The organism is Sporolactobacillus kofuensis, from assembly GCF_024125425.1.
In the GTDB taxonomy this organism is placed as follows: Bacteria; Bacillota; Bacilli; order Bacillales; family Sporolactobacillaceae; genus Sporolactobacillus; species Sporolactobacillus kofuensis.
In genome coordinates, this window is the sequence record NZ_JAMXWN010000002.1 from 21,512 (window position 1) to 36,926 (window position 15,415).

The 15,415-nt window shown below is 41.6% G+C and carries 12 protein-coding genes; 8 read left to right on the plus strand and 4 right to left on the minus strand.

Annotation, left to right across the window (positions count from 1 at the left end; genetic code table 11):
- The first annotated feature begins 39 nt into the window (after positions 1 to 39).
- The gene (locus NIE32_RS01665) at positions 40 to 1,407 is read left to right on the plus strand and encodes an APC family permease (protein ID WP_253052365.1); all 1,368 of its coding nucleotides are present in this window, start codon (positions 40 to 42) and stop codon (positions 1,405 to 1,407) included.
- Between the two features lie 23 nt (positions 1,408 to 1,430).
- A complete protein-coding gene (locus NIE32_RS01670) occupies positions 1,431 to 2,327 on the plus strand; it encodes an ROK family protein (protein WP_253052367.1) in 897 nt (298 codons plus the stop codon).
- A gap of 166 nt (positions 2,328 to 2,493) precedes the next feature.
- On the opposite strand, the gene NIE32_RS01675 is transcribed toward NIE32_RS01670, so the two are convergent.
- Genes NIE32_RS01675 through NIE32_RS01690 form a run of 4 tightly spaced genes read right to left on the minus strand, consistent with a single transcriptional unit; the run spans position 2,494 to position 7,771 of the window.
- Positions 2,494 to 4,107: an ArnT family glycosyltransferase gene (locus tag NIE32_RS01675; protein WP_253052369.1), complete on the minus strand. Its 1,614-nt coding sequence runs from the start codon at positions 4,105 to 4,107 to the stop codon at positions 2,494 to 2,496.
- Entirely contained in the window at positions 4,091 to 5,224 is a 1,134-nt protein-coding gene (locus tag NIE32_RS01680) for a glycosyltransferase (RefSeq protein ID WP_253052371.1), read from the minus strand. Before NIE32_RS01680 ends, NIE32_RS01675 begins: the two co-directional genes overlap by 17 nt.
- A gap of 19 nt (positions 5,225 to 5,243) precedes the next feature.
- A complete protein-coding gene (locus NIE32_RS01685) occupies positions 5,244 to 7,556 on the minus strand; it encodes a cyclic di-GMP-binding domain-containing protein, MshE-related (protein ID WP_253052373.1) in 2,313 nt (770 codons plus the stop codon).
- Complete coding sequence (locus tag NIE32_RS01690) at positions 7,553 to 7,771, minus strand: hypothetical protein (protein WP_253052375.1); 219 nt, start codon at positions 7,769 to 7,771, stop codon at positions 7,553 to 7,555. Before NIE32_RS01690 ends, NIE32_RS01685 begins: the two co-directional genes overlap by 4 nt.
- A 591-nt stretch (positions 7,772 to 8,362) precedes the next feature.
- Between NIE32_RS01690 and NIE32_RS01695 the strand changes: the two genes are divergently transcribed.
- The 6 genes from NIE32_RS01695 (at position 8,363) to NIE32_RS01720 (ending at position 15,411) form a co-directional block, all read left to right on the plus strand.
- The gene (locus tag NIE32_RS01695; protein WP_290443391.1) at positions 8,363 to 9,370 is read left to right on the plus strand and encodes a LacI family DNA-binding transcriptional regulator; all 1,008 of its coding nucleotides are present in this window, start codon (positions 8,363 to 8,365) and stop codon (positions 9,368 to 9,370) included.
- A gap of 93 nt (positions 9,371 to 9,463) precedes the next feature.
- The gene (locus tag NIE32_RS01700) at positions 9,464 to 10,477 is read left to right on the plus strand and encodes an autoinducer 2 ABC transporter substrate-binding protein (RefSeq protein WP_253052818.1); all 1,014 of its coding nucleotides are present in this window, start codon (positions 9,464 to 9,466) and stop codon (positions 10,475 to 10,477) included.
- Between the two features lie 65 nt (positions 10,478 to 10,542).
- Complete coding sequence (locus tag NIE32_RS01705) at positions 10,543 to 12,072, plus strand: sugar ABC transporter ATP-binding protein (protein ID WP_253052377.1); 1,530 nt, start codon at positions 10,543 to 10,545, stop codon at positions 12,070 to 12,072.
- A gap of 20 nt (positions 12,073 to 12,092) precedes the next feature.
- Positions 12,093 to 13,406, plus strand: a complete 1,314-nt coding sequence (locus NIE32_RS01710; RefSeq protein WP_253052379.1) for an ArgE/DapE family deacylase — start codon at positions 12,093 to 12,095, stop codon at positions 13,404 to 13,406.
- 5 nt (positions 13,407 to 13,411) lie between these two features.
- Complete coding sequence (locus NIE32_RS01715) at positions 13,412 to 14,398, plus strand: ABC transporter permease (RefSeq protein ID WP_253052381.1); 987 nt, start codon at positions 13,412 to 13,414, stop codon at positions 14,396 to 14,398.
- Positions 14,399 to 14,418: 20 nt separating this feature from the next.
- On the plus strand, positions 14,419 to 15,411 hold the full coding sequence (locus NIE32_RS01720; RefSeq protein ID WP_253052383.1) for an ABC transporter permease: 993 nt from the start codon (positions 14,419 to 14,421) through the stop codon (positions 15,409 to 15,411).
- Positions 15,412 to 15,415 lie beyond the last annotated feature (4 nt).

Genomic DNA, 15,415 nt, shown 5'->3' on the forward strand with positions numbered 1-15,415 from the left:
AAAATGGGCAAATCTCATAACAAGCAAGGAGGATTTCAGATGGAGAAAAAAGGTAACGGCCTGGTTCGGAGTATTGGCACTCTGCAGGCAACCGCGATTAATATGTCGCAAATGATGGGTGCGGGTCCTTTTATTACGATACCGATTATATTAACAGTCATGGGTGGACCTCAGGCGATGTTCGGGTGGCTGATTGGCGCGGTGCTCGCACTGCTTGACGGACTTGTATGGAGCGAATTGGGTTCTGCACTTCCCGGCGAAGGCGGTACCTACATTTATTTGCGTGAAGCGTTCAAATACCGTACAGGTAAGCTGATGCCGTTTCTCTTTATATGGTCGGCATTGATCGCAACACCGATGACCATGTCGACCGGGGCAATCGGCCTGGCGAACTATGTAAGCTACTTTTTTCCGCATATCACGCCGCTTGAAACAAAGTTTGTGGCGGTCGGTGTTACGCTATTGACGGTGATTCTGCTTTATCGGCGTATTAATTCAGTCGCTAAGATTTCGACCATACTGTGGGCCGGAATGATTCTGACCGTTGTGCTGGTCATCGGAACAGCTATTATGCATTTCAATCCAAGTCTAGCATTCGATTTTCCGAAAGATGCATTTAAGCCCGCTTCGTTCTTTGCAGGACTTGGTGCAGGTATGCTGCTTTCGATCTATGATTATCTTGGGTATTTTACAAGCAGTTATCTTGGCGATGAAATAAAGGATCCGGGACGTACGATTCCACGTGTGATTACGCTATCTATTGTACTCGTTGCTGTTATTGATCTATCAATGAATATCGGTATCATAGGCGTTATTCCGTGGCAAGAAGCAATGAAGAGTAGCAATATCGGAACCTTATTTATGGAACGTATTTGGGGAACTCCAGGTGCAGTGATTATTACGCTTTTGATTGTGTGGACATGCTTTGCTTCGGTTTTCAATGGTCTACTGGGTGCATCGCGGCTTCCTTACAATGCAGCGAAAGACGGTTTGTTCTTCAAACCTTTTGCCAAGCTACATCCAAAGCATCATTTTCCAAATGTGTCGCTGTTAATTCTTGGTGGCGTGATGGCGATTTGCTGTTTCTTTGATCTGACAACCATTATCAATGCGCTGATGGCACTGACGATCGTGATTCAATTCATGGGCCAGATTGTGGCGCTGACCGTCCTGCGCAAGCGCCGTCCGGATTTGAAGCGGCCTTATAAACAATGGCTTTATCCGCTGCCAAGCATTCTTGCGTTTATTGGTTGGGCGTTTGTGTTTTACTCTTCAGGCTGGTCAGCGATCGGTTTAGCTGTTGTGTGGACCTTGATCGGTGCAATCATTTACCTGTTCTGGGCACGAGCACATCATGATTGGCCATTTCATAAACCAGAAATTGTTGAGACAGATAAAGAGCTATAATTTTTAAGAAGGTGAACGGACAGATGGATGTTGTTTTAGCTTTTGATTTTGGTGGCACCAAGGTTGCCGCTGCATTAGCAGATTACCAAGGGCAATTGCTGGTTCAGGATCAAGTTGAATCGTTGAAAAGTGGCGGAATGGAATTTCTAAAAACGGTGATCTCTTGCGGACAAGGCTTGCTGGCGCGCGTGGACGGAGCAAACTTGGTCAGTATCGGTATTGGCATGTGTGGCGCGGTTACCGGTGATCATGTCGAGCTGGCACCGAATTTGTACGGGATGGAAAAGTTGAATCTTTGCGCAATTATGACTGATGCCTTTCATGTTCCCGCGCACATGGAAAACGATGTTAAGGCAGCGGCACTGGCCGAGCTGCATCGCGGTGAATTGAAGGGCACGGATTACGGGCTATATGTCAATTTTGGGACAGGTGTTTCGGTGGGCCTGACTTGCGGCGATCACGTGATGCGCGGACACAACGGCGCTTCCGGAGAGATTGCCTACCTAATGCAGAATCGAAATGATAAAAGCGCTTATCAATCCGGACATGCTTCGTTTGAGGAGTTTGCCAGCGGTTCCGGTATTGCCCGCCGTGCAAGTGACCATTTTGGAAAGCCGTTATCAACAAAAATGGTCTTTGAGTTGGCAAGGAACGATGAAGATTATCGTGCATTCATTGACGAGGCGGCGAGCGAGATTGGTTATCAAATTGCAAATCTTGCAATCATCTGGAACCCACAAAAGATTGTTATGGGCGGCGGAATGACTGCATCATTTTCTATGATCCAAGAGGCGATTGAAGAACGCCTGAACCAGTGCGTTCCCTATCCGCCAAAGTTGGTACTCTCGCATTTTCAGCAAAATGCCGGATTGTACGGGGCGGCGGAACTCGCGTTGATCGCGACGGGTGCGAAGGACTAATATTAATAAGACGAACGATTGAATCACTAAGATTGGAAAAGTTGTTGGCTTTTAAACAGAAAAGAGAGTTAGAAAACAAAAGCGGAGAGAGTGTATTCAAAATTCTCTCCGCTTTTCTATTTGTTGATTTAAGGGAAGGTATTGAAACAAAATCAAGCTATTTTCCTTACCGTTTTCCTTTTTCCGGATTAACCACACGATACAATCGCCATTGGTCATCATAGGTTTTATCTAATTTGGCGAAATCTGCGCCTTTATAATAAAAGTTTTTATAGTGTTCGTTAACGGCATTGAGCGTGGCAACCCCTTCTGGCTTTGGAATTAGTATGTAGGTTACCTTTTCTTTTACCGGATTGTTGAGCTTTTTCTTGAAATCTAGGTCGCTAGTGATGATCAGTTGGTTCGTTTGTTTCATGTCGAGAATGATTTGAAATCCATTAAACGAGTCAACCAGTAGTGAAGCATGCTTGTGCTTGTGCAAGAGTTGATCGAGATCGTCGGCGATGTGCAGCGATAGCCTGTTGCTGAAGTAGGTGGGGCTTTGGTTATAATGAATCGCTTGGTATTCTTCGGGTGCCAGTCGCTCATTGTTCATTGCATAGCCGGTTGCATAAGCAGATGCACTTAAGAGGATTAGAGTGACGCAGCCGCCAAGAATATAGAGATGCTTCGCTTGTTCTTTCAGCTTTTGTAATTCGTAGGGAAGCCAAGCAAGGGTAATCACAAAAGGATAAACAAAGAAACGCAGCCATCCATATGAGGCACCTTTATCTAACATATAGATCTGCATGACCGGTATGGACAACACTAATAGAATCAGGCAGAGAAAGCCGGCACTGAATACCCGCCGTCTGATGATTCGAATCATGAGTATAGTGAGTAGGGGCAAAAGGAATGGAATACTTCTTTCTAACACGAAGAGAAGTGTCGCTCCATAATGGCCGATGACCGGACCAATGGTTGGATTTTTACTCAAACCTTCAGACTGTGCGAGGTTGGAATAGTTTGATCGTAAAAAGAACAAGCCATCGCCCATAATGACCCAGTTGAGCACAATCCAGATGATACCGGTATAAATGACGGGCAAAAGGGCGAGCCATTCACTGGCTTCCCATTTATTATAGGTGTATGTGATCCCGTAAACTGCTGCTTCCTCTTTGTTTCGTTTGCTCCAGATGATGATCAAAAGGGAAAGTGCTAAGGCAGCGCCAAATAGAATCGATTCATATCGGGTGAGAAAGGCAAGCGCTAAGGCAAAGCCAATCATAATCATCGAAGCAACACTACGCTTTTCATCCATCCAGTCGACAAAAGCAATGACGCAAAACATAATGAAATAAATGAAGAGCATTTCACTCATCCCATTAGCCCCGTATAGAAAAAGAAACGGATTGAACGAGAATAACAGCACAATCGCAAAGCTGAATAAGAACGGCTGTTTTCTGCGTAATAAGGACTTAAACAACAGCACAGCGGTGAATGCCGCGAATAATGAAGTCAAGATGATCCCGGCAATTCCTTCGGAAGCTAGTGCTTTGCACAAGGGTGTGAGCAATAGAATCGGGATCATGAGTAAGCTGGGTAATGGATTCCAAACAAAACCAATCGCGCCAAGATGCGGATCATGGCTAAATAAGACATAATAGGCATTAGCGACACGACTGACCGCATCACCGGGGACAAAGTGGTTCCAATGGGCCATCCAAATGCCGAAGGATACCTCAATGATAAAAAGGGCAATGCCGAAATAATAGGGTATTCTCTTATTTTTGACCATCATTTGTCACCGTTTCCATTGTTTTTGCCGTTTTGATTAATCGATGAGTAGAAAAGGTCCATTTATCATTCACCACGTAATTCCAGATCACTCCGGTTACGATGCCCAAAATCCCACTCAACATCGGGTGGACATGGAGGATATAGAAGAGGAATGATAGAAAACCACTGGAAATAGCTAGCCCCGCAGTGGATACGAGGAGATAACGAAAGAATTGAATGATTCGACCGCTTGTCTGGTGCATCACACGAGACTTCCAAGTTAACGTACTATTTAATAGATAATTTGAAATCATACTGACGATGGAAGAGAGAATAAAGGCAATGACCACTGGGCTGTTTAAGAGCAGCATCACTTTATAAATAGCCAAATTAACAATCACTCCGCTTAAGCCAATCGCGCAAAATGAAAAGAATTTGCGATCTTCCTCGCTGATCATCACTAATCGCCCAAGATGGATTAAATAGCGTACTTGTTCGCTGCCACTCATTTTCGAGCTTCCCAAATCTCTCGACTGGAATTGATAAGGAATTTCTGCGACTGACGTAATATTGGCCCGAACAATGAGTTCAATCATGATCTTCCAACCAATCGGATGGTAAATGTTCCCTTGGATCGCAGATTTCTTTACGGCGAAGAATCCACTCGTTGGGTCGGTAATTTTCCGCAGCCTTTTTAATGCTAGACGGGCGATCATTCGTGCTGTCCAGGAAACAAATTTCCGATAGAGGTTCAGTCCTCCGTCACTGCCCCCAGGAACAAACCGTGAGGGGATGACCATTTGGAAGCCTTCGTTAAGCTTGTCAATCATTGTGGGAATCAGTTCGGGAGGGTGCTGAAGATCAGCATCCATCACGACGAGAATCTCGCCTTCGGCATCCTTCAGTCCGTCTATAACCGCGGTCGCTAGCCCGCGCTTGTTTGTCCGATGGATATAACGGACAAATGATGCGTCTTGGCTCAGCTGATCGAGTATTTCCGGTGTGTTGTCTGTACTGTCATCCATGAAGAGAATTTCAAAAGACTTACCGGTTGGTTGCAGCGCCTTACTTAGACGATTGGTGATAGTCTGAACATTATTTCCTTCATTAAATGTTGGAATAATTACACTGATATCCATATTTGCGACCTCCTTTTTTTCACAGACTGCTGCTTTTTGTTGTGTCATAACGTTCTTGATCAAACCCGTGCTCGGTCTTTTCCCAATAGAAAGGTTTTCTGATTAACTGCCAAAGCGCTTTGATCGAAGCGATACTCATCATGCCCCAATAGATCGGTGTCAACAGGGCGTATCTTACGAGACTGTAGGACAGCCAGTTTTCCTTCTTCCGGTACAATTCATGAACGACCCAATACGTGCCAGCGATGTTCGTATAGATAAAAAGAAAATTGCCAAGGATCAGCTGGACGGCTGCTAAATAATAAATAATGCCTGGAAAGAATGCAGGAATCCATCCGGCATGCGTCATATACCAAATAATCAGTAGGGACCAGAAGATTGGGTTCAACATCGGCAATAATGGCGAGGACAGAAGCATAAATTGTGCGCCCCAAAAACCTTTGATTCCAAGTTCACGATGGAGTCTAATGGGATGGCGCATGTGCACCAGCCAGGTTTGCATATAGCCCTTAATCCAGCGCGAACGCTGATGGATCCAATTCCTGAATTGACTGTTCGCTTCTTCTAATGTGCGTGAGTCAACCACCCTGGTCGAATACTCTTGCTTATACAAACGGATGCCCAGATCGGCATCTTCGGTCACGTTATAAGGATCCCAAGCCCCGAGTTTCTTGAGCATGTCCGTTTTGAAATGATTCGATGTTCCGCCCAATGGAATCGGAATATTCATCTGCATAATGCCTGGGAGCAGTAATTCAAACCAGTTACTGTATTCTTGCGTGAAAAATTTGGTCAGTAGATTCTGCTTACTGTTAAAGTAGTTCAGCTTCGCTTGAATGCAGGCCGTGTTGTCCGGACTTTGCTGAAAAGCGAGAAAAACCTTTTTCAATTGATCCGGATCCGGACGATCTTCGGCGTCATAAATGACCACGTATTTTCCTCTGGCACGAATGAGTCCATAATTGCACGCCTTCGGTTTCGTTTTTGGCTGACCATCAGGAATGATAATCATCTGAAAGGAGTACGGTAAATGCAGTGATTGAATCACTTCCTGAGCTTCAACATCATCTTTTTCAATGAGCAATCGTATGTCCAGCTTATTCTTTGGATAATCTAGTCGATTTAAATTGCGAACTAATTGCGGGATGACATTACTCTCCTTGTACATGGGCACCAAGATCGTGTACATGGGGAGTTCCCGTTCATCGATGCTTTGAATTTGTTGCTTGCTAAATCGAATCTGCGCGTTCTCCTTTGTACCGTATAGGATCATGACGAATTTGGTTACGGTCATCGAGAAATACATCAGCTGAATGATGATATTGATGAACACGAGTGTATAAAACCAGTTCCACATTAATGCGGCAGCGATGACGATTCCAATCACAATCATGACGATGATCTGCGTGAGCGTAAATGTTTGACTCGCTGAGTTTTCCGGCTGTTCGTTCTTTAATTTTTCTGTGCTTTCGTGGAGCAGTTCTTCTTGATAAACCTGATCCCAAAGGAGTTCCATTTCCCATGGGGAGGCAAGGACCTGTGTGATTGGTGCATCTACGATTTTGGCAAGTCGATGGAGTTCTTCTTCATTGAGCAGTGATTCCACGGCGATAATGCACTGATCAACTGAATGTCTGATCACCAAGGCCTTAAACTTTCGCGCCACGGTTTCAGGTAGTTTCGCTTTCAGGACAACATTTTTGTCATAAGTGATGAGCCTTCCTGTCTGATTTTGGGAAGCAAGTGCTTCAGTAAGTTGATTTGGTGTAATCAAGCCCATCGCGACAAGGATCTCGCCAATATCTCCACCGACAGATTCTTGATAATGCAGCGCCTCATCCAGTTCTTCACGACTGAGGTATCCAGAACGCACAAGCAGTTCTCCTAATAAAAGGCGTTGGAATGATTGATCAATAATTTGCTTTAGCTGGTCAGCGCTAACATAACCTAGACGAACCACGATGTCGCCGAGCCTTCCACCATGAATCTGCTGTTCTTTTAAACTTTGATTAAGCTGTTTGGCGGTAATTATGCCTAAGAGTAAAAGGCGTTCCCCAATGCGCAAATGTGGGAAAAATGTAGCCTGATGGTCACTCTTCTTCTGAATTTGTTGTTTGATCAAGGTCCACTTCTGCGGATCCTCATTTAATGCTTTTTCAATGCGTTCATACGAGGCGGCGATTTCTTCCTGAGACGCTTGTAAATGTAATTGTAGGCGTCGTTTTGTTTCCTCGTTTTCAATGGTTAACTGCTGAATTTCCTCTGTTTTTGAAGTGACTGCTGCTTCAATATTTGATAGGGTTTTGTTTTTTTTCCAACCGAATCGCTTCATTTTGAGCCATCCTTTGGAAAGTGCTTGATTTCCTTTTCAATTTGATTGAGATGTTCTTGCGTTGTCTGCAAGTTTCTCATATCCTGTTCATATTTAGCCCTGATGCGATCCAATTCATTTTTTATAGCGAGTATCTGAAGGTCTAGTTGTTTGTTATCACTGTGTAGTTTTATAAACGTTTTCCGAATTAATTTTGTCGATAGGCTGGTAGACATTATTTTCTCTTCTTTCAACTCAGATTCGTTTAAGGCCATGTCTTTTAACGGATCTGTTTTTGCTTAAAGGGGATTTGTGTCTTATTTTCTATTTTACTTTCAGAAAATAGACAAAATCTGAACAAATTTGTGATATGTGTCATTGAAGAGAGTAGTGGCGGTGAAATTTTGTTGGGAGAGAATTTTGATTTAATCGGGTAAAAAGGCTGGTTAATCCGGTGGAAGTTCAAGGTAATCCAGGGAAAATGGTCTCATATCCGGGAAATAAAAAAATGAAAAAAAGAATGTTAGATTATGTGACAAAAATCACCGCTTAAAGATTTTTCAGACTATAATGAATTACATGATTTATTTGTTTGAAATTACAAACAAATAAATCAGAAATGGGTGTTGGGTGTGCAGAATAGGTTATCTTAACATTCAAGTATTTTTGTTAATTGTTTTATGCACATTGTGAAACCGGTTTTAGAAATTTTTTTTTATTTAGTGTGAAACCGGTTTTAGAAAAACTGTAAAGCGAGTGAAAAATCGAGGCAGTTTATTCGATATGAAACCGGTTTTAGATCGCAAAAAGGGGATGAGTAATTTCATTTGACAACAATAAGAGATGTTGCAAAATTAGCTGGAGTGTCTCCGGCAACAGTATCAAGAGTATTGAACAATAAAGGCTATGTCAGTGAAGAAAAGTTAAAAATCATTGATAAAGTCATCAAAGAAATGAATTTTCAGCCGAATCAAGTTGCAAGAGGATTAACAAAAAAAAGTTCAAAAACGCTTGCTTTGCTGGTCACGGATATTACAAACCCTTTTTTTTCGGAGTTGGCCAAGGGAGCAGAAAAAATCACCCAACAACTTGGCTATTCTTTACTATTGGGAAATACCGGAGGAAACAATCCAGAAAAAAATGCGGATTATATGAACTTTTTAAAGAATAAGTACATTGATGGTTTTATTATAGCGACGCATGACATTGACGTAGAAGTCCTTAAGAAAAATTATAAATCGCCTATGGTTATTCTGGAAGCCGATAAGGATATTGAAAATTTATGTACGATAAAAGTGGACAACTATCATGGAGCGATTGAGGCAACGAAACATCTTCTTTCCATAGGTTGCCAGAAAATAGCTCATATCTATGGTCCGCAATATGATGCTACTGCTAAAGACAGGTTACGCGGTTTTAAAACGTCAATGAAGCATCAAGAGGGTTCATCAGGTATTGAATACCCAGGCGATTTTTCCATTATGAGCGGTATCGAGTCGATTCAGGAACTATTGAAAAAGCATTCTGATATTGACGGCATTTTTGCGGGAAATGATTTGATTGCAATTGGCGTCGTTAAGGAATTAAATCGGCTAAAGATAAAAATACCTGAACAAATTGCTGTTTGCGGTTTTGATGGAATCACACTAACACAAATTACTTCACCAGAAATCACAACCATTGAACAACCGATTTATAAAATGGGTGAACTAGCAGCAGAAAGATTAATTTATCGAATTAATCACTCTTTTAATGAAACAGAAAGCATTGAACTTAAAGCAAAACTTGTTATACGAGAATCAACTGTAAAATCAGCTATTGATTCCAAACAATGATGAAAATCTATTTGATTGCAACCATGGGATTTTTTGTAAAAAAACTAAAATATTAAAAAATAAGAATAAGGTAGGGATAAACCTTTGAGAAAAATGTCTAAAGTATTCATTTTGATTATGGCACTTTGCTTGGCCTTGAGTTTGACTGCATGTTCAACGGGTAACTCGAACGGTTCCTCTCATTCCTCGAACCAAAAACTTAAGATTGCCTTTATTCCTCAGCTTATCGGCATTCCCTATTTTACGGCCATGCAAAATGGTGGAAATGAGGCTGCAAAGAAATTTGGTGCTCAATTTATCTATTCTGGAGCTACTCAGGCAAGTGCTCAGAAGCAAGTCCAGATTATGGATAGTTTGATTCGACAAAAAGTCGACGCACTCTCCATATCTGTTCTGGATAGTTCATCAATAAACCCAGAAATTGCTAAGGCAAAAGCTGCAGGAATAAAAGTATACACAGCTGACAGTGATAGCGCTACAAGTGAGCGTAGTACTTATGTTGCTCAGGCAACGGACAAAGCTTTAGGTTATACCCTTATTGACAGATTGGCCAAACAATTGAATGGCAAAGGTCAGGTAGGTATTATTTCTGGAGAATCGACTGCAACAAATTTAAATACTTGGATTAAGTATATGAAGGAGCGTGCTGCATCGAAGTATCCTAATCTAAAAATCGTTGAAGTGCGTTATACAAGTGGAGGTAGCAGTGAAGATGCAATGAATCAAGCTCAGGAACTGATGTCAAAGTATCCATCAATGAAGGGACTCGTTGCCGTCGCTTCTAGTGCGGTGCCAGGGGTTGCACAGGCCGTTCAAAAGGCTAATAAGGTTGGAAAAATCGCTGTGATCGGATATGGATCACCGAAAACCGTTAAACCTTTTATTAAGAGTGGTGTCATGAAAGAATCTATTCTATGGAATGCAAAAGATCTTGGTTATCTAACGGTATGGGCAGGAATTCAGTTGGCGAAAGGAAATAAGTTCAAGGCAGTTAACCATGTCCCGGGCTTGTCTAATCCAGTGAAGTATGATTCGAAGACAAAAGTCTTATTACTTGGACCACCGCTCGTCATTAATAAAGATAACGTGAATAACTATGGGTTCTAATCGTAGATTGAAGCTGATAGAAACTCATTCTATATTTTCACCTTGCAGAGCTTGGGGGAATGACTTTGAGCGAGGATAAAATCTTGTTGAAATTGGTTGATATCGACAAGTCTTTTGGCGGTATCCATGCGCTTCGCCAGATTAATTTAGAGGTCAAACAAGGACAGGTTCATTCCATTGTTGGTGAGAATGGAGCAGGGAAATCAACAATGATGAAAATCATATCGGGAGTAATTAGCCCCAGTGCGGGGTCCATCCTATTTGAGAACAAGCCTGTGACATTAAAAAATCCGAAAGATGCCTTTGAGCTTGGTATTGTGATGGTTCATCAGGAGCCAAGTGTATTCAGCGAGCTGTCGGTCATTGAGAATCTCTTTTCAGGTAATGAAATAAAGTCGCCTTTAGGCAACATTAATTGGCAGAAAACTTATGAAGAGGGTACAAAAATGCTCCATTTAGTAGGACTGGATCAATCCTACCTACAGCTGAAGATGGGCGATCTTTCCCTTGGAACACAGCAATTATTATTGATTGCGAAAGGACTCTATTATAAGTCAAAATTGATCATTTTAGATGAGCCAACATCAATCTTGAGCGGAGCAGAATCCGAAAAATTATTTAGTTTAATAGAAGATCTGAAATCCAAAAGAATAAGTGTTCTCTATATCAGTCATAGAATCCCTGAGATTCTTCAAATTTCAGATAAGGTCACTGTGTTGAGAGACGGACAAATAACTGAGGATTTGGATCCCTCCACGATGACCGAAGATAAAATTATTGCCGCAATGTCTGGTAGAACAATTAATCGAAATGTCTATGTGCCACCTACACAGTCGGAAATGGAAGAGGTCATTCGAGTTGAGCATTTAACAAAGTCACCTTACTTTAAAGATATTTCTTTCTCTGTAAATTCTGGTGAAGTTGTGGGCATGTATGGTCTGATTGGTGCGGGACGCTCAGAGATTGCACGAACGATTTTCGGTGAAATGAAGAGAGACGGGGGAACTGTCTATTTTAAAGGCGATAAATTAAAGGATTCGTATCCGACAAAATTCGCAATAAAAAAAGGAATTTATTATGTGCCTGAAGATCGTGGGAACCAAGGAATATTCAAACTCCATTCATTGAAATACAATTTGACATCTTCTTTTTTAGATTCTGTGTCCAATTCACTCGGTTTCTTAAACCTGAAAAAAGAAACGAATATGGTTGACGAACAGATAAAAAAATATTCGATAAAGGTCAGTAATCAGCAGCAATTAATCACGTCATTAAGTGGAGGTTCTCAGCAAAAAGTCATAATTGCCAGGTGGTTATTAAACAAGCCGGATTTACTTATCCTAGATGAACCGACTCGTGGTATTGACATGAGAACAAAGCTTGAGATTCATGAATTAATCATGAAGATTGCTCGTGAGGGAATCTCTGTACTATTAATATCATCTGATATGCCGGAGATTATCGGGTTGTCGGATAGAATCTTGACCTTGAACAAAGGAAAAATCATCGGGAACACGAAACGAAATGATGTTTCTGAGGATCAAATCTTACGAATGGCTTTGGGATTAACTAAAGCGGAAAATCTTAAAATTTAAAAAGATTGGAGTCTTAAACCATGTCAGAGAAAGAAAAAGTAATGAGCTGGATTGATGAACATGAGCAAGCAATCATTGAGGCTCTGCAAGATATCATAAAGATACCGAGCGTTAACCCTTGGTTCACTGATGACCAAACAATTACAAAGGAAGGAGAGGTTCAGAATTATATTGCATCACGTCTATCAAAAATAGGTGCGAGTATTAATAAATGGGAACCGGATCCGGCTAAATTGGCTAAGTTTAAAGATAAACCAGGGTATTACGCAGATCATAAGTTTGAGAATCGTCCTAATCTGGCTGCGACATTTAAAGGAACATCTGATTCGGGAAAATCTATTTTATTAACGGGTCATATCGATGTTGTAAAACCTGGAGAAGGTTGGACAACCCCCCCCTTTGGAGGTATCCGTGAAAACAATAGAATATACGGGCGCGGAACTGTCGATATGAAAGGCGGAGTTACCGCGATGATTATGGCAGTGGAAGCCATTAAAAGGAGCGGCTTTAACACAAAAGGCGACATCATCGTTGGAACAGTTGTTGATGAAGAAGCTGGCGGAATGGGCACTCTGGATTTCATTCAACAGGGTTATAGAGCCGATGGATGTATTCTGACTGAACCAACAGGAATGAATGTTGCACCGCTCTGCCGGGGCATTTTATGGGGTAAGATCATTATTCCAGGAAGAAGCGGTCATATTGAGATGCCAATGGGAAACTGGAAAACGAATGGTGCGGTTGATGCAATTGATAAAGCAATGATTATTTTAGAAAATCTTAAAGTTTTGAATAAGGAATGGGCAGTTCAAAAAACTCATCCCTTGCTCCCATTGCCATGTCAGATAAATGTTGCTCAAATTAATGCTGGTGAATATCCCACCTCTTATGCGAATAGTGCCGAGATTGTTTTTGATGCTCAGTATCTTCCTTCTGAGAAAGACAAAAACTGGTTGGGCGGAAATGTGAAACAAGAGATTCAAGAATTTATTCACCAAGTGGCGCAACTTGATCCTTGGCTTAAGGAAAACCCTCCAAAAATTGAATGGCTCATTGATGCGGATTGTGGCGAGACAAGTGCTGAAGATCCCTTTGTTAAGTGTTGCGAAAATTCACTGAAACAACTAGCCATTGACAGTAAGATAGAAGGTACGACTTGCCACACAGACATGGGTTGGCCAATAAATGTTGGAATTCCCACTATAAACTTCGGGCCTGGTAATTCGAGAGCTGCTCATAACAGTGATGAATATTTAGAAGTGGATGAGTTAATCAAAGCGACGAAAATGATCGCAATGACAATTATAGACTGGTGCGGTATCAGCGAGGAGTGAAGAATTTGAAACAAAAGTATATTCCATTGCCTGGTTATCGAGAATATTTTACGCTTATCATTCTTTGCGCTGAATTTGTATTGTTTGCTTTACTGTCGAACAAATTTCTCACTGAACAAAATGTCACTCAGATTATTCAGAATGCCTCAGAAATAGCGATTATTAGTATTGGGATGACCATAGTCATTATTCTCGGTGGCATTGATATATCTGTTGGTTCAGTCCTAGGTGTTTGTGCGATCGTCGCTGCAAGGTTATCAGCCATGGGTGTCAATCCAATTTTAGTCGTTGTATTGACCATTTGTTCCGGAATAGTAGCAGGGGCTGCAAACGGTTTGTTGGTCTCGCTGCTAAAGGTACCTGAACTTATCGCAACTTTGGCCACTATGAACTTTTGGCGAGCAATTATCTTTTTGATGCTCGGTGGAAGCTGGCTGACAGGATTTCCTACGGTATTTAACAATATCGCATCTGGAATAACATTCAGCATACCAAACATACTCTTCTTTATTCTGATTTTATACTTCGTCTTTTGGTTTGTGCTCACTTATAGACCGTTCGGAAGACATTTATATGCAATTGGCACGAATATGGAAGCCGCAAGACTGAATGGTATTAAAGTGAAAAAAATGAAATTTGCTTCATATATGCTATTGGGTGCCTTGGTTGGGTTGTCGGCAATATTTTACATTGATCGAATGGGTACTGTAGAAATGACAATCGGTTCAGATTTGGCTATGCAGTGTATTGCTGCAGTGGTCATTGGTGGCACATCGATCACAGGTGGAAGAGGATCAGTCGTTGGAACGTTGGCAGGTGTACTGTTTGTTGCAGTAATGAGTAATGGCATCGTATTACTTGGTGTGCCATCCTTACTGGATCACGCTATTGTTGGCTCTCTGATTATTATCTCGATAATCATTGATGTTTTATTAAGAAAAAGAATCAAGAAGAGAAGAGTGGAGACAAAAACGAGATTAACTATTTCTTAAGACCAGAGGGTGATGATTTTATGAAAACAATTTGGGCAATCGCTGATAAACGGGGATTTATGCTAACTCTCTTACTTATCATTACGATTGCGATTATGTCCTTTTTGAACCAGGATTTTCTCAGTATTGACAATCTCGTGGGTATTACTCAATTTGGGGCCGTATTATCACTACTCGCAATTGGGCAATCCTTGGTCATTTTAAGCGGAAGAGGCGCAATTGATCTTTCGGTCGGTGCCATGCTTTCTTTATCCGGAGTATTTTTAGGGGTCCTTTTTCAGGCGGGCATGAATATCTGGGTAGCGTCCCTTCTAGCAATCCTATTTGGAGGATTACTTGGTCTTATTAACGGAGTACTGGTCAACTTTTGTCACATTCATTCATTAATTGCCACGCTTGGTACACAATATCTCTTCAGTTCGATCGCACTTTATCTCACCAGTGGAACACCCGTCAGTGGTTTTCCTAGTTCATTTGGTGTTATCGGACAGGGAATGATAATCGGAATACCGATCCAGGTCGTCTTAGTCGCTGTTCCGGTCTATATTATTATGTGGTTTATGGTGTATAGAACCAGAGCAGGCCGAGAAATTTATTTGTTGGGGACAAATGATATTGCCGCAAAATTTTCAGGTATTCAGGTCAACAAAATAAGAACATTAATTTTTACTTTGTCGGGTCTATTATCTGGAATTGGAGCTGTTGTTACCTGCTCTTGGTTAATGACTGCACGAGCTGATGCCGGAACTGGAATGGAAATGGAGTCGATCACTGTTGCTGTATTAGGCGGGATTATTGTATCCGGAGGGAAAGGACATCTTGGATCGGTCATGCTGTCCGTGTTGATTGTAACTGTACTGAATTCCGGACTTCAGATTGCCAATATAGATTCAGTCTGGGAACTGGCGATTCTTGGTATTCTCTTAATTTTAGCTATCGTCTTTAATAATATACTTGTTACCAAAAAAATTGCGTATGGTGGGAATGTTACCTTCAAAGATAAAGGAGAATAAAAAG